Source organism: Geminocystis sp. NIES-3708, from assembly GCF_001548095.1.
Classification (GTDB): Bacteria; Cyanobacteriota; Cyanobacteriia; order Cyanobacteriales; family Cyanobacteriaceae; genus Geminocystis.
In genome coordinates this window covers 87,729-107,564 of sequence record NZ_AP014815.1, presented here as the reverse complement: position 1 = coordinate 107,564, position 19,836 = coordinate 87,729, and the positions used below count along the sequence as shown (strand labels likewise).

Below are 19,836 nucleotides of genomic sequence, written 5' to 3'. Positions count from 1 at the left end.
TTTTAAACAGGGGCAATTAACTCATCAGGATCTAAAATGAAAATGGTTTTTTGTTCCTCATTTTCCGTATTTTCTGTCTCAATCACTGTGACATGGGAAGCAATTTTTAAAGTATCAGCACGGCGATAAGAAGGTGGTAAAATGCGGACTGTGTTCAAAGGAATATCATATAATTCTGGCGCATTTTTTATTAAGATTCCGAATGTTTCACCCGCACTGTTTAAAGCCAATAATAAATATTTTTTATCCTCTTCTTGCAAAATTTCAGATTTATTAAATAGTTTTTTATGTAAATCAATAACAATTATTTCTTCGTCTCCTAAATTGACTAAACCAAAATGATTTAAACCACTACTAAAAATAGTCGAGTAATTAACAATTTTTTGGACATTATCAATGTGTAAAGCAACGTTAAGATTAGCAATAGGAAAAACTAATAATTTAATTTTCTGAGTATTTTTTTTTAATTCTTGAGGAGATAAATTAGCAGTATTCATAATAAATAATAAATAATGGACTCGAAATAAAAATTCTATTTTAAGAATTGTGAGGAAAGTGTACTTATTCTTTGCTAATTGTAACAGGATAGAGATAGAAAATTAGATTAATATTTACCTAGGATTGCCAATGTTAGAACATGATGTGATCATCATCGGTGGTGGTTTAGCTGGATGCCGTGCAGCCCTTGAAATAAAAAAACAAAATAGTACTTTAGATGTCGGATTAGTGGCAAAAACTCATCCCATTCGCTCACATTCGGTAGCGGCACAAGGTGGTATTGCGGCTAGTTTACAGAATGTTGATCCTGAAGATGATTGGAAAGCTCACGCCTTTGATACTGTAAAGGGTTCAGACTATTTAGCTGATCAAGATGCGGTAGAATATTTAACCAAAGAAGCTCCCGAAGTTATCATCGAATTAGAGCATTTAGGAGTATTATTTTCTCGTTTGGAAGATGGTAGAATCGCTCAACGGGCATTTGGTGGGCATTCCCATAAACGTACTTGTTATGCGGCAGATAAAACTGGTCATGCTATGCTACATGAGTTATTCAACAATTTACGGCGAAACCGAGTGAAAATTTATGAAGAATGGTACGTTTTGCAGTTAATTCTTGAAGAAAATGATCTCCCTGAATCTCCCTTAAATTTAGGAGAAAATGTGATAAAAGAAGCGAAAGGGGTGGTTATGTTTAATATCAGTGACGGGCGTTTAGAGGTGGTTAAAGCTAAGGCTGTGATGTTTGCTACGGGGGGTTATGGTCGGGTTTTCAATACCACTTCTAACGATTATGCTTCTACTGGTGATGGTTTAGGGATGTGTGCGGCGGCTGGTTTACCCTTAGAAGATATGGAATTTGTACAGTTTCATCCGACAGGCTTATTTCCTGTGGGTGTCTTAATTTCCGAAGCTGTTAGAGGAGAAGGTGCTTATTTACGTAATAGTGATGGTGAGCGTTTTATGCAACGTTACGCCCCGAATCAAATGGAATTAGCACCCCGTGATATTACTTCCCGTGCCATTGTGTTAGAAATTCGAGCTGGAAGAGGCATTCATGCCGATGGTAGTGCTGGTGGTGCGTATGTACATTTAGATTTGACTCACATGGGGAAGGAAAAAATTATGAGTCGTGTGCCTTTTTGTTGGGAAGAAGCCTATCGTTTAGTAGGAGTTGATGCGGTTTATCAACCTATGCCTGTACGCCCTACTGCTCATTATTGTATGGGGGGTATTCCTGTTAATACTGATGGTAGAGTGCGTCAAAATGCCACTCAATTAACGGACGGTTTTTTTGCGGCGGGTGAATGTGCTTGTGTTTCTGTGCATGGGGGAAATCGTCTTGGTAGTAATTCTCTCTTAGAATGCGTGGTTTATGGTAGAAGAGTTGGACGGGCGATCGCCAATTATGTTGTAGATCGTAAAATGCCTAATGTTGATGAACAAAAATACTTACAACAAGCAGAAAAACGGATAAATAATTTAATTTCACAAGAAGGGAATTTGAGAATTAATAGCTTAAGACAAAAATTTCAAGATACTATGACAGAGCATTGTGGAGTATTTCGTACAGAGGAAGTGATGATTGAAGGCATCGCACAAATTCAACAACTAAAGGCTAAGTATAGTCAAATTTTCCTTGATGATAAAGATAAAGATTGGAATACTGAATTAATCGAAGCCTTAGAATTACAGAATATTATGATGGTAGGAGAAATAATTTTAACTTCTGCCTTACAACGTCAAGAAAGTAGAGGTGCTCATTCACGAGAAGATTATCCATCCAGAGATGATCATAACTTTCTACAACATACTCTTGCTTCCTATGGTGCAGATAACATTGAAGTTAATTATATGCCTGTTGTGATCACTATGTTTGAACCAAAAGAGCGAAAATATTAATCATTCTCAGTTAATATGATAAATTTAAAATAGTGTTAATTTGAGGTTTAGTTCGGTAACAGTGTTTGATTCCAGTCTAAAAAGGTTATTCCTAGTGCAGTATGGAAAGATTCATGTCCGTCGTCTCAATTATCTCAGTGTAAATTAAGATTTTGGAGCAAATTTATGTCCATATATGTAGGGAATTTATCTTACGATGTCACAGAAGAAGATTTACAAGCAGTTTTTGCTGATTACGGTCAAGTGAAGCGTGTATATCTACCTGTTGATCGTGAAACAAAAAGAATGCGTGGTTTTGGTTTTGTAGAAATGTCTAATGATAGTGAAGAAGATAAAGCTATTGAAACTTTAGACGGTGCCCAATGGATGGGAAGACAGATGAAAGTCAATAAAGCTAAACCCCGTGAAGAAGGTAATGGCGGAGATAATCCGAGAAGAAATTTTCGTAACTAAATACTTTTAAATGATTTATTTTATAGCTTAAGATAGTTATGTTTTGAGCTGTATAAATAATCATCAACGTTAGTTATTTTACCTTTAAATTTTCTTAAGACAAGATAGAGAAATCTTTTTTCTACTTGTCTTTTTATTTTTCTATCTATAAAAAAGTATTTTTAAATAAACAGTGTAAAGATACTATCTTTTTAAAAAAGTGCTAGATTTTGGCTATTTTTACTTTTATTCAATAACTCCATATTTTTAATTCGATTTTGTAAACAAATTATTTTTGCATTTAATTAAAATACTAAAGATGAAAATCTTTATCTATAATAATTTTCCCTAACTTCTATATTCTGCTCTCACAAAAGCACTTTTTGAGCAATCTTTAGATATTTTATGTATTTTTACTTAAGTAAAATGATTTATAAAATAATTTTTTTCTTGTTATTGTTACTTGATAGTTAAAAATTTATTTATGTATTCTACAACACGTTATTGATTTTAAAATTGAATATTCTGTTATGTTTAAATATGAGGATTATTTATCTTAATTGTGATATTGATTAAGAAAAGGTTAAAAGTTACAATAAAATCATATTAGTGGTAAATTTTTCTCAAGATTAATGTTGTAGTGATATTGATAAATTTTCAAAAAATTAACAAGTAAATTATGACTACTACTATGGTTAAAAATAAGCTAATTAAATCTGATAAAGAAATAGTTGCCATTCCTTATAAGATTTTACAAAATTTATTAGCAAAGAAAATATCGGGAAAATTAATCATTCAAGATTCTAAAGATTCATCAGTAAGTTGGATTATTTATTTAGGAATAGGAAAAATTCATTTTGCCACCAGTATATCGGGAAAAAGAGAAAGATTAATGTATATTTTGTCTCAGTGTTTTTCTCATCATGATTTTTATATTCCTCAAGATTTAGAAGATGATTATCAATTCATTTACAATCAATGGCAAAATAATCGTTTAGATTCTCAAAAAGTTAGAGAAATTCTTTCTTATACTACTCAAGAAGCCATTATTCATTGTTTAACTTTATCTCGTGCCAAAGTCACTTTTGAAAATATAGTTGGTTTAAATCCTTTAATCTTAAATCTTGGTTTAAAATCTTTAGTCAATCCCATTAAAAATAATATTCGTTCTTGGGTACGAATGAGAAGTGAAATAAATTCTCCTTTATCAAGGTTAGAAATTAAAGACTGGGAATCGATTAAGGCTTATTTTTCTGATGATTTAGATAAAGTTGATCAAATTCAATCATTAAAACCTTATCTTGATGATAATTGTAATTTATACGAAATTGGTAGTTATTCTAGTAAATCTATCTTGGAATTAGGACTATTTTTTCAACCTCTAATTAGTTTTAATTTTTTAACTGTTAAACCTTACCAAAAAGAAAATATTGTTGATGTTGATAAACCTATAATCGCTTGTATTGACGATAGCCAAACTATTCAACGTATAGTCAAAATGACTTTACTAACAGGAGGATTTGAAGTCATTAGTATTACCGAACCTGCCAAGGCAATGAGTACATTTGTAAGGCAAAAACCAGACTTAATTTTAATGGATATTAATATGCCAGAAATTGACGGTTATAAACTGGCTTATATGATGCGTCAATCAGTGTTGTTAAAAGATATTCCTATTCTAATGTTAACGGGTAGAGATGGAGTAATGGATCGAGTTAAGGCGAAAATGATTGGTGCAGTGGGTTATATTTGTAAACCTTTTAACCCCCAAGAATTAGTTCAATCTGTTCATAATAACTTACAAAAAAATAATTAAGAGGTAATTTTTACGATGAAAAAAGTATTAGTAGTCGATGATTCTAAATCTCAACAACGTCTTGTTAATGGGTTATTACAAACTATCGGAGTAGAGGTAAATTTGGTTGATAATGGAGAATCGGCATTGGAATGGTTAAATAATCATGAACAACCTGATCTAATTTTAATGGATATTGTCATGCCTGACATGAGTGGTTTAGATGTTTGTCGTTATATTCGCAAGGAAATGAATTATAAAACTGTGCCAATTATTTTTCTAACTACTAAAGATGAAGATTTCGATAAATTTTGGGCATTAAGACAAGGTGGAACTGCTTATATGACAAAACCTTATAGTCCAACAGAGTTAATTGATACCGTGAAAAATTATCTTTAAAGAATAGCGAATAATTTGTAGAAGAAAAGAGTATTTATTTACTTCAGTTTGATGTAAGAATTCTTAATTAATAAGTAATTATAGAAATCAAAGTAAAATAAAGTATTAAGTTTAATAAATATTAAAAAAACTAATTAATATTTTAATCAACTTTTATTACCATCTTCTCTTTTCATTGATAATTTTATATCAAACTCAGATTTATTTAAGTAATGATTAATCAAAAAATAACTATCAATTATTGACATGGATTATTTTATTGTGGAATTAAATAATGATCAAAAAATAGCAATTCCTCTTGATAAAGTTCAAGAGGTAATGAGTATTAGTTACAATGATATTTGTCCAATTCCGGGGGTAAAAGAGTCTTTATTAGGGATTGTCAGTCAAAGAGGTAATTTATTATGGTTATTAGATTTATCACGACTATTATATAATTTTCGTTTGTTAAATAATAGCTATTCTTCTTCAACGATTTTAGTAACTAAATTAGAAGAAAATTATATTGGATTAGTTGTCAAAAAATTAGGAGAAATTAAAGATTTAGTTCTAGATAATTCTTTTGATGTGTCCCAACAAAATGCTATTAATAGTCATAATAATTTTTGTGTAAATACTAAAAATTCTATAGCTATTATTGATTTAATCCAAATTGAAAACTATTTAAAATAAAAATTTATAAATTTATGAAATAATTCAGCATAAATAATTAATAAAAAAATCAAATTTAGCCATAAAAAAGTTTACATATAAAAATTAACCTACTTATTTATATTGAGAAGTAATTTCCATGAATCAATTAGACATAAAAACTAATAATAATGAGTTTTCTGAAACTATCAAAAATTTACAAACTACCTTAGCAGAAAACCCAACAGATTTAATTACAAAATTAAATTTAGCTACTGCTTTACAGCAGGAAAAATATTATCAAGAAGCTGTAAAAATTTATCAAGAGATTATTCAAGAAGATAAGGATGGAGTTTTTGCTGACACTGCGCAAAAAGCGATGGGAGAAATTAAAATTAAAAACTTAGTAAAGGAAGTAGAAAAACAAGATAATGTTAAAGAAGTAAAAACAGATAAAATTAAAAATCAATCTATTGCATTAATACAAAAAATAATTGATTTACCTATTGCTTATAAACAGTTTATTGCTTTATTAATATCAAGTTTAATTTCAATTTTAGGAGTAGTTATAGCAGGAAGAATTATCACTATTATTTTAGGAAGATCTCAATTAGAAAATCAAGCAGTAGCAGAGTTAGCCGTATCAGTAATTAATTATAATTCTCGTATTAATGAAATGGAGTCAGGATTTAGAGGACAAAGTGATAATGTCGCCATCATTGAAGGGGCTAAAAGTTATCAAGATACGGGTAATATTTCTCCTGATTTAAAAAATACTATAAGACGAATTTTACAAAATGAAACTAATGCTAGACAAATTGAATATGCTACTTTAATTGGTTTAGATAGTAAGATAATTGTAAATGCTAATAAAGATAGAGCTGGTCAAAAATTTTTCTTGGATAATTTAGTCACAGAAATAATAAAATTTCCTCGTCGTTTGCAAACTAATGCGATTATTTCTTGGAATGAAATTACGACAGAAAAACCCCCTTTACCCCTTGGAATTGATAATCAAGATGTCTTGATGAATATCAGCTTTACGCCTGTAATTAATCCTGATTCTCAAGAAGTAATCGGAATTTTAATGGCGGGAGAAATTATTAATAATAAAACGTTATTTTTAAGAAAAACTATCGAGGCTGTTGGCGGTGGTTATAGTGCCATTTATATGTTTAATAACGGACAGTTTCAGCCTGTGTCTTCCATCTTACAAGAACCAGGTAGTGAGCAAACAAAAACAAATATTCTTTTACCTGAGTTAGATTTACTTAAACAAGCAGAAGTCGGTATTGGTGGTGATTTGGTTGGTAGAATGCGTTTAGAGAATAAATGGCATACAGTGGCAGTAAAAGCTTTACCTAATTTTAAAGGAGAAGAAATCGCTTTTGTAGTGCGTGGTACTTCTGAAATTGATTTACAACAACTTTTAAATGAAAGTTTAACTTATCAAATTTTAGTAGGTATTCTCACATTAATTATCGCTATTATTTTAGCAATTATATTTGGTAGAGTGCTAACAAAACCAATTCAAAAATTACAACAAACAGCTAAAAAAATTGGTGCAGGAGATAAAAATGTTAGGGCAAAAATTACTTCAAAAGATGAAGTTGGGCAATTAGCATTAACTTTTAATGAAATGGCTGAAAGAATTGAAAGTTATACAGAAGCAATTGAAGATATTGCACAACAAAGGGAAAAAGAAGCACAATTTCAGAAACAACAACGGGAAAATTTGCAGAAAAATGTGATTAATCTTTTATTAGATATTGAAGAAGCTAGTAAGGGTAATTTAAGTGTACAAGCTGAAGTAGTATCAGGTGAAGTTGGTTCGATTGCAGATGCCTTTAACGCTACCATTAGAAGTTTACAAGCATTAGTCAAACAGGTTGTTATTTCAGCGAATCAAGTGAATGAAACAGCGTTGGCAAATGGGCAATCTGTTAATCATCTTGCACAAAATTCTAGCAAACAAGAACAATATATTCAAACGGTAGGAATATCTATTGAAGAAATTACACAATCTATCGAAAAAGTAAGTGAATCTGCCCAAAATGCCGCACAAATTGCTCGAAAATCACGGTTAACTGCTGAAGAAGGGGAGAATGTGATTGATGAAACCGTTAACAGTATTTATCAAATTAGAAATACCGTTGCTGATACTTCAAAAAAAGCAAAGCGATTAGCTGATTCCTCTCAAGAAATTTCCAAAATTGTCAGTATTATTTCCAGTATTTCCGAAAAAACGAATCTTTTAGCTTTTAATGCCTCTATTGAAGCGGCACGTGCAGGAGAAAATGGACAAGGTTTCCGAGTGGTAGCCGATGAAGTGCGACGACTGGCAGAGCAAGTTACGTTTTCTACCCAAGAAATTGAGCAATTAGTTGTTAGTATTCAAGAGGAAACTAGCGAAATGATGAGAATGATGGAGGAAAGTACAACTCAAGTGGTAACAGGAACAAAATTAGTTAAAAATACTAAGGAAACTCTTCAAAAACTAGCTCAAATAAGCAATGAGATTGATTCATTATTAGAGTCTATCTCACAAAGTACAGTTAATCAAAAATTAATTTCTCAAAAAGTCAATGATAAAATGCAGGAAGTTGCAGTGGTAACAAAAGAAACCGCAGAAGAATCTAATTACGTATCTCAGTCATTACAGGAATTAGTGAAAGTAGCTACAGAAATGCAGCAATCTGCTTCTCGTTTTCAAGTCAATTAATCATGAAAAATTTGTAGGGATGAATGAGATTTTTTCCTCTCTTCCATCTCCCTTAATCTTCTTCCTCGTCAGTTGTCAAACTCAGGTGATTTGTAAGGGTGAATGGCATTTACCCAAGTTAATTAGAAATTATCACTTATCAAGTATTAATTATTATGTTAGATTCTATTAGTTTAGCCGCTATTGCCCAAGAAGCACGTAACTGTTTTTTAGAAGAAGATGCCCCAGAATATTTAAATATTTTAAAAGTTGGAATTATTGAGTTAAAAGAATTATTTAATCATCAAAAAAATCCCCAAAAATTAGCTAATCTATATAAAGAATTAGCACGAGCAGCCCATTCAATTAAAGGTGGTGCAGGGATGGCAGAAATGCTTATAGTTAGTCAATTAGCTCATAAAATTGAAGATATTTTTTATGCTTTACAACAAGAAAGAGTTACTGATTTAAAAACAACATTTGAGTTATTAAATTTAGGAATTAATCAATTAGAAGATTTGGTTGATTCAGAAAAAAAAGGAATTATTAATGATACAAATAATATTGAGTTACTTGAAATTTTAAATCAATTTTTGACAACTTTTAATCCTCAAGAAGAATTAATTGATATTGGTTTTGCTGATAATAACTTTATTAAAATAGCTTTGACAGAAGATTTATCTGCCTGTATTGAAAGAGTCACAGAAATTATTAATAATCCGACATTAGCAACGGAAGAAAATATTACCAATAACTTAAATATTTTAATTGAAGAATGTCAATTATTAGGTCAGGCTTTAAATTGTCAATGGCTAGTTAATCTTATTGAAGAAATCAAAAATTTAAAATTAAAAAATCATGATTCTATTAAAAATTTTACCTTATTATCGATCTCGGAAATTGAATATCATCGACAACAATATTTAGAAAAAAATGATGATAAACAGATAAAATTTTCAGATAGATTTAAAAATTTATTACTGATAGAAAAAAAGGAAGAAAAGACTACTTTTGAAGAAAACTTACCGCAAAAAATAACTCATAATAGAAATTTACGAGTGCCGATTCAAAAAATAAATAAAATGGGAGATATTGTCGGACAATTATTAATTTTTTATGAGCGTTTAAGTCTTTATGAAAACCAACTAAAAAGAGGTAGTAATAAATTAAATAAAAAAACTAAATTATTATCACCACTCAAAGAAGAAATAGAATCTATTTATGATCAATTAACTATTGTTGAAAATAATAAATTACCTGTTAAAAATAATGATAGTATAGAAAATTTATCAGATTTTGATACTTTAGAATTTGATGAATATACTCAAGTTCACAGTGCCTTACAAAGTTTAACAGAATTAATTACTCAAGTACAAGAAGTCAGAGAAGATTTTGACTTAATTAATAGAGAATTTCAAGAAACATTAATCGAAATCAGAAAATCTCTTGATATATTAGATCAAGAATTAAGACAAGTGCGTTTAGTACCTTTTATCAATTTAGCAGGTAGTTTCATCAAACCACTAGAAAATCTCAATAATACTTATCAAAAATCAGTTGAATTAGTAATTGAAGGGAAACAAATTTTTATAGATCAAAATATAATAGAAAGTTTAAGAACTCCTTTTAATCATATCATTAGAAATGCTTTTGATCATGGAATCGAAACCCCAGAAATTAGACAAAAATTAGGTAAAATTTTACCTGCAAAAATAACTCTAACAGCAAAAATTCAAGGTAATAATATAATTTTAAAAATTGCTGATGATGGTAGAGGAATTGATATTAAAAAAGTTTATAAAAAAGCAAGAGAATTAAGCTTATTTCCTACCAATAGCAAATTTAATGAATTCACAAATGAACAAATTTTAGGAACTATTTTTTCTCCCGGATTTTCTACAGTTTCTCAAGTGACAAATTTATCTGGAAGAGGTATGGGTATGGATATTGTCAAAGATGAAATTGAAAAATTAAGAGGCACTATCCAAGTTAATACAGAAATAGGAAAAGGTACAGAATTTCAACTTAAAATTCCTATGGCTTTAAATATAATTTCTTTATTATTAGTCAAAATGTCAACACAACTAATAGCCATTCCTTCTGAAAATATTCTCAGAATAATTCGTTTATCAGAATACAAAATTAATCAGAATCAACTAATATGGGAAAACCAAAAAATTTCTATTTATAATTTATATCAAATATTACCTTATAATGAAAGTATTTCTACACAATTTTCTAATGCTAATGTTGGCTTATTATTAAATGTAAATGAAGAAAAAGTTATTATTGCAGTAGATGCAATTATCGATGAAAAACCTCTAGTTACAAAAAGTTTTGATGATACCGTTATTATTCCTCCTTATCTCGGTGGTTGTACAATACTAGGAACAGGTACTATAGTACCAATTTTAGTGCCAGATTATCTCAAACCTTTATTAACAAATCATCAACTTAAAACACAAAAACAAGATAATAATGACAATTTCTTAATAGCTAAAGATAAATTATCGATAATAATTATTGATGACTCTGTTACCGTGAGACGTAGTTTAAATCGAGTCTTAAGTCAAGTTGGCTATAACGTTACTCAGTGTCGAGATGGTAAGGAGGCATGGAATACTTTGCAAAATAATTCTATAGATTTTGACTTGGCTATTTGTGATTTAGAAATGCCCGGTTTTGACGGTTATAAAATGCTTCAATTAATTAGAGTGTCAGAAAAATGGCGAAATCTACCGATTATTATTCTTACTTCTCGTGATAATAATTTACATAGAAAAAAAGCCTTTGATTTAGGTGCAAACGCTTATGTAACCAAGCCTTTTAATCCTATTAGTATTTTAGAGAAAATCAACGAATTATTGACTATTAATTAGGATATGATAAAAAAAATTTTTAGTGAAGATAAGAGAAATAATGAAAATCAAGGGATAAAAAGATACTATACCAACAAAAAAGTCTTCTAGTAAACACTAAAAGACTCTTTTAATTTATACGGAGAGGGAGGGATTCGAACCCTCGTTGAAGTTACCCCCAAACAGCATTTCCAGTGCTGCGCCTTCAACCGCTCGGCCACCTCTCCAAAGATGACACAATTAATGATTATAACGGTTTTTAAAAAATTTGACAAGGATAAATCATTATTAAATGGAAAGCTGTATTTTTGAGCCAGTTTCCGTTTTATATACTTCGATTCTTGTTTGAAATGCTTCTTTGAATTGTGGCATATGAGTAACGGTTAGAATACAAGAAAAGTCTTCAGCAATCGCATTTAAAGCGGCAATTAGGCGATCGCAACCTTCAGAATCTTGAGTTCCGAAACCTTCATCGATGATTAATAATTGTAGCGCTGTTCCTGACCTTTGAGCTAAAATTCGAGATAAAGCTAAACGGATAGAAAAATTAATGCGGAATGCTTCACCACCAGAATAGGTTTCATAAGATCTTGTGCCTTGAGCATCGGAAATGATAATCTCTAAAGTGTCCTTAAACACAGAAGAAGATTTACTGCGACTAGATTTTGGTTTTTGAGTTAAAAATTCAACACTTAATTGACTGTTGGTTAAGCGAGATAAAATATTATTGGCTTCGGTTTGAATTTCTGGTAAAACGTTTTCAATCATTAAAGACTGAATACCATTTTTACCAAAAGCAATAGTTAATTCTTGATAAATACGATAGTTTTTCTGACATTCTTGTAATGTATTTTCTAATTTTATTTTTTCATTTTCTCGATCTTTAAGATGAGCTAAAGATTGTTCTAATCCTCCTTTTTTTCTCAATAAATCATTAATATTTTCACGATATTGAAAACATTGATGGGTTAAATTATTTAATTCCACAGTATAATCTATCAGTTGAGATAATTGATAATTAATAGTATTTAATTCTACTTCAGCTGTGATTTTTTCTTGTTGATAATTATTGATATTATTTATTAATTGAGATAACTTTTCTTGATATTGAGGATACTGTTTTTGTGCTTGTTGTAATTCTACATATTGATTTTGATAACTTTGTAACTGTTGAATATTTTCTCTGACATTATTATGATATTTGTGATCATAATCAATAGTTTTAATCTGATTTTTAATCTCATTTATCTCTAACTGAAGGGAAGAATTTGTACTTAATTTTTGTAAATCTATTTCTAATTGCTGAATTTGAGATTCTAACAGAGGTTTTTTCTTTAATAACTTATTCAATTCTTTTTCTGCATCTTTAATTTTTAACTGATGATATTCAACCTTTCTTAAATTAGCTTCTTCTTGTCTTAATAAAGCATGGGTTTTTTCATTATAATTTAGATTGAGAATTTTTTGTTCGAGATTAGTTAATTCTAATTGCAAAGATTGAGCATAATTTTCATTGTCTAATAAAAATATTAATTCAGCTATTTTTTGTTCAATTTCTACCGATTGATTATAAATATCTTCTGTTAAATCTAATTGATTTTCAAGTTTAGCATAATCTTGTTTTAAGCTATTTTCATGGGCTAATTCATCATTTAATTTTCTATACTCAACCCTTAACTTTTCTAACTCTCTTTCACAATTAACTTTTTCTGTTTCATAATGCCAAGAATCTGATTCTATTTGTTTTTGTTCTTCTTGAGTTTTCGTAATAACATGATGGAGGTGATTTTCATCTAATGTTGATTCACATAATGGACAAATAGCATGATCTTTATTCAACATTTCTAGCTTGTTATTTAACTTAATAATTTCTCTAGCTAAACTTTCTTGTTGTAGAATAGATTGTTGAATTAAACTTTTTTTTTCTTCTGCTTTTTCTTGAATTCTCTTCTGATAATTTTTAGCATCTTCCAATTTTTTTAACTGTTTTTGTAAACTAAAAAATTCCTGTCTTTTAAGAGGTACTTGTGCTAAGGTAACTTGTAAATTTACTTCTTTTTCTTGTAACTGTTCTAATTTAGCTTGTAACCTTGCTTTCTCTTTCTCTAATTCAGTTTTAATAGTTTGTTGTTGTTGTAAATAAGGAGTAATTTTTAATTGAATATTATCTAATTCATTTAATCTTTCACGCAGGGAATTAAGTTTTTCTAAATCAGCAGTTAAATCATCATTTTTACTAATAATTTTTTCTAAATCTTTCTCCTGTTTTAGTAAATTTTCTAAGTTAGTTTTTTCTCTTTGAATACTTAAAATTAAACTATTAGTTTCTTCTCTTAGTTGTTGCTCTAATTTTTGCTTTGTTTCTAATAACTGTTGATACATTGCAAATTTTTGAGTTAATTCTTTATCTTTTTCAATCAACTTATTTAATTCATAATAATTTGATAAAGTTTTTTCTTCTTGTTCTAAAATAGCACTCAAATTATCAATATCTTTTTCTAAAATCGATTTTTCTGTTTCTAATTGCTGTATTTTATCAAAAATTTTATCTAATTGATTTGTTTGCCAATTTAATCTTTCTTCCCATGTTTTTCTTTGATTATGTAAACTTTTAATATCTTCCAATTTTATAATTTTTTGTTGCTCTAAAGATTTACAGTATTCTAAATCTTTATTCGTATTATCTAACTCTAATTTTATCGCTTCTTTTTCTTCCAACTTATTATTAACATCTTCTAATTGTTGGGTTATATCTTCACTACGAATTTTATATTGTTTAGCTAAATCTTTGGATTCTTCTGCTAATTTTTCATATTGATCTAACTTTAATAAATCTGCAAGAATTTTTTTTCTTTCTGCTGGTTTTCTTAACATAAATTCATCAGCTCTACCTTGTCTTAAATAGGCAGAATTAGTAAAAGTATCATAGTCAATTTTTAAACATTTGATAATTTCTTTTTGAGTATCACTAAGATTTTTTCCCGATAAGGATTTATAACCATTACTATTAATAATTTGAAAATCTAAAGTGCCACCACCTTTTTTTTGACGAGTGCGAATAACTCTATAATATTCCTCATCATAAATAAATTCAAAATCTACCCTTGTATTTTTTTCTCCTAAATGAATAATATCATCCTCACTAGCGGTACGAGTTTTGCCCCAAATTGCCCAAGTAATTGCTTCTAAAAGGGATGATTTTCCTGCTCCATTTGCACCACAAATACAAGCTGTATGTAAGCCAGAAAAATCTAATTTTGCCTGACGATAACTCAAAAAATTTTGTAATGTTAATTGACGAGGAATCATAGTAAATAATTGATAATGAATAATTAATGATTGATAATAGTTTTTTTTATTTTTAGTAACTTAAAACAAGCAAGTTAAATAAATTTTAGCTTAATAAATAAAAGTAAGTAGTAATATCGTAACTAAATAGTAATTAAGCTAAATAATGAGACAATGAATATGATCAGATTACGAATGGATAAGCTAAAATTGTGCCATAGAGATTTTTTCTAATAGCTCATTATTTATTGTTAACTACTTGCATTTTAATATATTTCATGAAGTTTCGTGTTCAAATCTTAAAGCAATATCAAATATTAATATCACTATTTACAGGTATAGTGATGACAGTAATAAATATATGGGTTTTCAAATTATTACTTATTAATGAAAATAAACAAATTGAAAATTTAGTACAAGCTCAATTAGTTTCCCTTCGTAATAAAATAGACACAGAATTGGACACTCGTATCTTAGCATTAGAGAGAATGAGTAAACGATGGAGTTTTGAGAATGGTACTCCAGAACTAAAATGGAAATCTGATGCTCAGAAATATGTTGAAGATTATAATGGTTATCAGGCAATAGAGAGGGTTGATAAAGACTATATTGTGCGTTGGATAATGCCAGAAAAAAATAATGAAAAAGCTAAAAATCTTTATTTGGGCTTTGAAGAAAATAGAAAAAAAGCTTTAAAAATTGCAAAGAATCAACAAAAAACTTATTTTAGTAGAACCCTTAATTTAGTTCAAGGAATTAGAGGTTTTATTATCTATACTCCTATTTTTTTAGAAAAAAAAAATAACCAATTTGATGGATTTATTTTAGGAGTTTTTAATCTTCATAGCTTATTATATTCTATATTACGTCACGAGGTTATTGAAGGTTATCAGATATTTATTTATCAAGATTCAGAATTAATTTATAGTACTATTTATTCTGATGCTAAAGATAATCTGGAATGGCAACAATCTATTAATTTAGATTCAAGGGGAATTAATTGGGAAATCAAAATTATTCCTTCCAACTATTTTCTCAAGATTCATCAATCATTTTTACCCCATATTATTCTCGTTATTTCGTTAATATTATCATGGTTATTAGCATGGGTTATTTACTTATTATTTGAATTTCAAAATCGTAATCTATTATTGCTAGAAGCCAAAAAACAAGCAGAATCTGCCAGTATTGCCAAAAGTCAATTTTTAGCAATGATGAGTCATGAAATTCGCACTCCGATGAATGGTATTCTGGGAATGATTAACTTATTAAAAGATACCCCTTTAAATAATCAGCAACAAGATTTTGTTCAAGTTATTTATCATAGCAGTGATAATCTTTTAAATATTCTTAATGATATTCTTGATTTTTCTAAAATAGAATCAGATAATTTAGAACTAAAAAATGAATCTTTTTCCTTAAAAGAATGTATAAAAAATGTTATTGACTTATTTAGTTTTCAGGCTCAAGAAAAAGGCTTAAAATTCACCTACAATATAGATGAAGTAATTCCTCAATTTTTACTAGGAGATAGACTCCGTTTACAACAAATTTTACTAAACTTAATTAGTAATGCTCTTAAATTTACTGATAAAGGAGAAATTATTATTACCGTGACAGGGGAAAAAATTGTAGGGGAAAATTCACCTTCAAAATTTCAAATTCTTTTCACTATTAAAGATACTGGTATTGGTATTTCTCCTCAAAAACAACCTCAATTATTTAAACCTTTTTCTCAATTAGATGCTTCGACTAATCGTAAATATGGTGGTACTGGTTTAGGATTAGTTATTAGCAAAAATTTAATAGAAAAAATGGATGGTAAAATATGGTTAGAAAGTAAAATTAATATTGGTTCTATTTTTTATTTTACAATTATTCTTCCCCTTCCAGAAAATGATTCTCCTCGTGATGTTGAAAACACATCTTTTCCTGTTACTGTGCCATTAATTTCTTCTTTGAAAATTTTACTAGCAGAAGATAATTTGGTTAATCAAAAAGTAGCTTTATTAACTCTCAAAAAATTAGGTTATCAGGCGGATGTTGCCATTAATGGTTTAAAAGTAATTGAAGCATTAAAAACAAAAGATTATGATTTAATTTTAATGGATATACAAATGCCCGAAATGGACGGTTTAGAGACTTCTATTTTGATTCGTAATAATTTCCCTGAAGATAAACAACCTTATATTATTGCTGTTACAGCTAATGCTCTTAAAAATGATCGAGAAATGTGCATAGATGCGGGGATGAATGATTATCTTTGCAAACCTATTTCTTTAGCTTTACTCCAAGAAAAAATTTTAAACATAGAGCAAATTTTACTCGATAATTAGTTGATCATTACCGTATTCAAAGTTTTTTATTTCTATTTTGGAAACTATCAATAGCAGTATGTAAAGTTAAATAAATTCGCTCACTACCAATAGCATCAATTAATCCTGATTTTTGCAATTGGTGATAAAGATCTTGTTTTACCCGTGCTAAACCAAAAGTAATATTTCGAGACGCTAATTCTTGACGTAATTCTTCCAGCATATCGGCAGCTGTAATATCAATTTCTACAATAGCTTCAGTATTTAAGATAAACCATTCTACGGGTTCTATTTCTGCTTTAATTGCCTTTATTGCTCTTTCCTTGAAATTTTCCACATTAGCAAAACAAAGAGGTGCATCATAGCGATAGATAACTAATCCAGAAATAGTAGTTGCTCCCTCCCAGTCATCAATATCATGAAGTCCGGGTAAATTAGGAATTGTTCCTAATACGGCATCATGGGGACGTGCTACTTTCGTGAATAAATCAATTACAGATAATGCCACTGCTATTCCTATGCCCACTAAAATATTTGTAGCTAACACCCCAAAAAAAGTAATTATTGCTAATCGAAATTCACTGAGTTTAAAATTTTGTAACCGAATAAATTCGGGTATATCAATTAAGCGAATTGCCGCATAAATGACAATTGCACCTAAACCCGTTTTCGGAAAAAGCATCAATAAAGGACGAAAAAAAATCAAGACTAAAATTACTACAACTAAGGCAACTATAGAAAATAATTGTGTCTTACTACCTGAAGAATCGCCAATAGCTGTTCTACTACCACTACTGCTGATAGGAAATCCTTGTATTAATCCCGTAACTAAATTAGACATTCCTAAAGCTAGTAATTCTTGATTAGCATTAATTTTATAGCCGTTACGAATAGCAAAAGCCCTTGCCGTTAAAACATTATCAGAGTAACCCACAATAGCAATTCCAATGGCTGCCGTTGTTAAATATGTTAAATGGTTAAAGGAAACATAAGGAAAAGTAAAATTAGGTAACTTGGCAGGAATTTCTCCAATAATAGCAACCCCCTGTTTATCAAGATGGAAAATATTAACTATTACTGTAGTTAATAATATTGCTAGTAGAGAACCAGGTAGTTTTGGGAATCTATTTTGAATAATAATTAAAAATGCTAGGATAAAAATGGCTAAAATGAAGGTGGGAAAGTGAATTTGGTCAATATTCGTTAAGAATTGAATAATTTGCTCAAAAACTTCATCCGAATCAATTTTGATACCACTAATCTTACTCAATTGTCCCACTATCATGATAATGGCGACACCAGCCATATAACCGACTAAAATGGGCTTAGATAGTAATTCAGCTAAAAATCCTAGTTTCGCAAAATAACCCATGATACAAGTAATTCCCACTAAAACCGCTAATAAGCCACTTAAATTTGCATAGTTTATATTTGTATTTGCTTGTGCTAGGATAGGAGATATTGTCACAGCAGTCATTACTGCCGTAGTTGACTCTGGACCGACAGAAAGTTGAGAAGATGATCCAAATATGGTGTAAATAATCATTGGTGGTAAAATCGCCCATAATCCTACCACAGGTTCAGCCCCAGCTAATTCGGCGTATGCCATACATTGAGGAATCAAATAAGCGGCTACGGTTACTCCTGCTAACAAATCACCTCGTAACCAAGAAGACTGATAAGATGATAAATGTTTGAGTCCGATAAAAATTGAGTTTGTCATAAAAAAAATGCTGACACCACAATGAAACAAATAGGTACAAAAAACTTAAATTTGTTTAAATAATTCAAAAAAACTTTAGTTAATTTTGGGTCTTAAACCTTAATTATCATCAATATTATTTAGTTTTTAGTTGAAAAATACTGAGGAAAAAACTAGCAAAAATTACTTGTAAACCTAAGGCGATCGCTGTAACAGAAGGAATAACTAAACGCATAGTTAATATAGGGTTTAAAGAGCCAAAACCTACAGATTCCCACTGAAATAAAGCAAAAATAGAAGTAATCCCACCAAGAATAAACAATATTGTTCCAAAAATTAATCCTTGTTCTAAAGTAAAAAAATCAAGAAATTTTAAGAACTTTTTATCTTGTGGTAATAATCCTTCTTGAATCCCATAAACTTTAGTAAAAATAGCAAAATTAACTAATTGAAATCCAATAATAATTGCCGTAGCGGAATATAATAAACTGTGAACTCTCGGACTAGATAATAAAATTATGGTACTAATCAAACCCATAACCATAAGAAAAAATCCGGGATACAGAAATAACCAACGAGGACTATATAATAATAAAAACCGTAAATGTCGCCAACCATCACGCCATGTGCGTAAATGAGGTTTACGAGAACGCCCATCAGGTGATAAAGTAGTGGGAACTTCCGTTATTTTTAAACCGTTTAATGTTGATTTTACTACCATTTCAGAGGCAAACTCCATACCAGTAGTACGTAAATTTAAACCTAAAATTGCTTGTTTACGAAACCCTCTCAAGCCACAGTGAAAATCATTACACGGACTACGAAAAAATAACTTACCTAACCATGTTAGTACAGGATTACCCAAATATTTGTGAAGAAAAGGCATCGCATCAGGTTTTATTCCACCTTTAAACCGATTTCCCATAACTAAATCATAACCACTACGCAATTTTTCCACAAAAGGATTTAGATTTGTAAAGTCATAACTATCATCAGCATCTGCCATAATTATAAACTCTCCTTTTGCCCCTAAGATTCCCCCCATAATGGCACTACCATAGCCTTTTTCTCTTACGTTAACTAGGGTTGCACCCATTTTCATAGCGATTTCTTGTGAACCATCATCACTACCATTATCTGCAATAAGTACTTCTCCTTTCAGCTGATATTCCTGTAAATACCATTGTGCTTTCTCAATGCAAGTAGCAAGAGTCTCCGCTTCATTAAGACAAGGCATAATAATTGACAATTCGAGAGAATCCATTTAGGTAATGAGTAATTGATAATGAATAATTGATAATGAATAATTAAGAATT

Annotated in this window: 12 protein-coding genes and 1 tRNA gene; 8 read left to right on the top strand and 5 right to left on the bottom strand. The window is 29.6% G+C overall.

Features of this window, described 5'->3' with window-relative positions; all coding sequences use genetic code 11:
- Nucleotides 1–2: 2 nt before the first annotated feature.
- Nucleotides 3–497: a chemotaxis protein CheW gene (locus GM3708_RS00470; protein WP_066342936.1), complete on the bottom strand. Its 495-nt coding sequence runs from the start codon at nucleotides 495–497 to the stop codon at nucleotides 3–5.
- Between the two features lie 130 nt (nucleotides 498–627).
- Between GM3708_RS00470 and GM3708_RS00465 the strand changes: the two genes are divergently transcribed.
- From GM3708_RS00465 to GM3708_RS00435, 7 genes are all read left to right on the top strand, one after another.
- Nucleotides 628–2,400, top strand: a complete 1,773-nt coding sequence (locus tag GM3708_RS00465) for a succinate dehydrogenase/fumarate reductase flavoprotein subunit (protein WP_066342935.1) — start codon at nucleotides 628–630, stop codon at nucleotides 2,398–2,400.
- Nucleotides 2,401–2,565: 165 nt separating this feature from the next.
- Nucleotides 2,566–2,853: an RNA-binding protein gene (locus GM3708_RS00460; RefSeq protein ID WP_066342933.1), complete on the top strand. Its 288-nt coding sequence runs from the start codon at nucleotides 2,566–2,568 to the stop codon at nucleotides 2,851–2,853.
- Nucleotides 2,854–3,511: 658 nt separating this feature from the next.
- Nucleotides 3,512–4,648, top strand: coding sequence for a response regulator (locus GM3708_RS00455; RefSeq protein WP_066342930.1), 1,137 nt, complete (start codon nucleotides 3,512–3,514; stop codon nucleotides 4,646–4,648).
- 15 nt (nucleotides 4,649–4,663) lie between these two features.
- On the top strand, nucleotides 4,664–5,026 hold the full coding sequence (locus GM3708_RS00450) for a PleD family two-component system response regulator (protein ID WP_066342926.1): 363 nt from the start codon (nucleotides 4,664–4,666) through the stop codon (nucleotides 5,024–5,026).
- Nucleotides 5,027–5,272: 246 nt separating this feature from the next.
- On the top strand, nucleotides 5,273–5,698 hold the full coding sequence (locus GM3708_RS00445) for a chemotaxis protein CheW (protein ID WP_066342923.1): 426 nt from the start codon (nucleotides 5,273–5,275) through the stop codon (nucleotides 5,696–5,698).
- Between the two features lie 118 nt (nucleotides 5,699–5,816).
- Nucleotides 5,817–8,378, top strand: coding sequence for a HAMP domain-containing methyl-accepting chemotaxis protein (locus GM3708_RS00440; RefSeq protein WP_066342920.1), 2,562 nt, complete (start codon nucleotides 5,817–5,819; stop codon nucleotides 8,376–8,378).
- 155 nt (nucleotides 8,379–8,533) lie between these two features.
- Complete coding sequence (locus tag GM3708_RS00435; RefSeq protein WP_066342919.1) at nucleotides 8,534–11,236, top strand: response regulator; 2,703 nt, start codon at nucleotides 8,534–8,536, stop codon at nucleotides 11,234–11,236.
- Between the two features lie 119 nt (nucleotides 11,237–11,355).
- On the opposite strand, the gene GM3708_RS00430 is transcribed toward GM3708_RS00435, so the two are convergent.
- Both GM3708_RS00430 and sbcC read right to left on the bottom strand, forming a co-directional pair.
- Nucleotides 11,356–11,442: transfer RNA gene (locus tag GM3708_RS00430), tRNA-Ser, on the bottom strand.
- 61 nt (nucleotides 11,443–11,503) lie between these two features.
- On the bottom strand, nucleotides 11,504–14,524 hold the full coding sequence (sbcC, locus tag GM3708_RS00425; RefSeq protein WP_066342917.1) for an exonuclease subunit SbcC: 3,021 nt from the start codon (nucleotides 14,522–14,524) through the stop codon (nucleotides 11,504–11,506).
- 323 nt (nucleotides 14,525–14,847) lie between these two features.
- On the opposite strand from sbcC, the gene GM3708_RS00420 reads away from it, so the two are divergent.
- The gene (locus GM3708_RS00420) at nucleotides 14,848–16,839 is read left to right on the top strand and encodes an ATP-binding protein (RefSeq protein WP_071827549.1); all 1,992 of its coding nucleotides are present in this window, start codon (nucleotides 14,848–14,850) and stop codon (nucleotides 16,837–16,839) included.
- Nucleotides 16,840–16,855: 16 nt separating this feature from the next.
- On the opposite strand, the gene GM3708_RS00415 is transcribed toward GM3708_RS00420, so the two are convergent.
- Both GM3708_RS00415 and GM3708_RS00410 read right to left on the bottom strand, forming a co-directional pair.
- The gene (locus GM3708_RS00415) at nucleotides 16,856–18,541 is read right to left on the bottom strand and encodes a SulP family inorganic anion transporter (protein WP_066342915.1); all 1,686 of its coding nucleotides are present in this window, start codon (nucleotides 18,539–18,541) and stop codon (nucleotides 16,856–16,858) included.
- 115 nt (nucleotides 18,542–18,656) lie between these two features.
- Nucleotides 18,657–19,784 carry a glycosyltransferase family 2 protein gene (locus GM3708_RS00410; protein WP_066342910.1) on the bottom strand — a complete coding sequence of 376 codons (1,128 nt, stop codon included), beginning with the start codon at nucleotides 19,782–19,784 and terminating at the stop codon, nucleotides 18,657–18,659.
- Between the last annotated feature and the right edge of the window lie 52 nt (nucleotides 19,785–19,836).

Excerpts from the sequence above, each read along its gene's own strand:
- sbcC (WP_066342917.1), bottom strand. The coding sequence starts at position 14,524 with ATGATTCCTCGTCAATTAACATTACAAAATTTTTTGAGTTATCGTCAG.
- GM3708_RS00415 (WP_066342915.1), bottom strand. The coding sequence starts at position 18,541 with ATGACAAACTCAATTTTTATCGGACTCAAACATTTATCATCTTATCAG.
- GM3708_RS00420 (WP_071827549.1), top strand. The coding sequence starts at position 14,848 with ATGACAGTAATAAATATATGGGTTTTCAAATTATTACTTATTAATGAA.
- GM3708_RS00445 (WP_066342923.1), top strand. The coding sequence starts at position 5,273 with ATGGATTATTTTATTGTGGAATTAAATAATGATCAAAAAATAGCAATT.
- GM3708_RS00440 (WP_066342920.1), top strand. The coding sequence starts at position 5,817 with ATGAATCAATTAGACATAAAAACTAATAATAATGAGTTTTCTGAAACT.
- GM3708_RS00465 (WP_066342935.1), top strand. The coding sequence starts at position 628 with ATGTTAGAACATGATGTGATCATCATCGGTGGTGGTTTAGCTGGATGC.
- GM3708_RS00455 (WP_066342930.1), top strand. The coding sequence starts at position 3,512 with ATGACTACTACTATGGTTAAAAATAAGCTAATTAAATCTGATAAAGAA.
- GM3708_RS00410 (WP_066342910.1), bottom strand. The coding sequence starts at position 19,784 with ATGGATTCTCTCGAATTGTCAATTATTATGCCTTGTCTTAATGAAGCG.
- GM3708_RS00460 (WP_066342933.1), top strand. The coding sequence starts at position 2,566 with ATGTCCATATATGTAGGGAATTTATCTTACGATGTCACAGAAGAAGAT.
- GM3708_RS00435 (WP_066342919.1), top strand. The coding sequence starts at position 8,534 with ATGTTAGATTCTATTAGTTTAGCCGCTATTGCCCAAGAAGCACGTAAC.
- GM3708_RS00450 (WP_066342926.1), top strand. The coding sequence starts at position 4,664 with ATGAAAAAAGTATTAGTAGTCGATGATTCTAAATCTCAACAACGTCTT.
- GM3708_RS00470 (WP_066342936.1), bottom strand. The coding sequence starts at position 497 with ATGAATACTGCTAATTTATCTCCTCAAGAATTAAAAAAAAATACTCAG.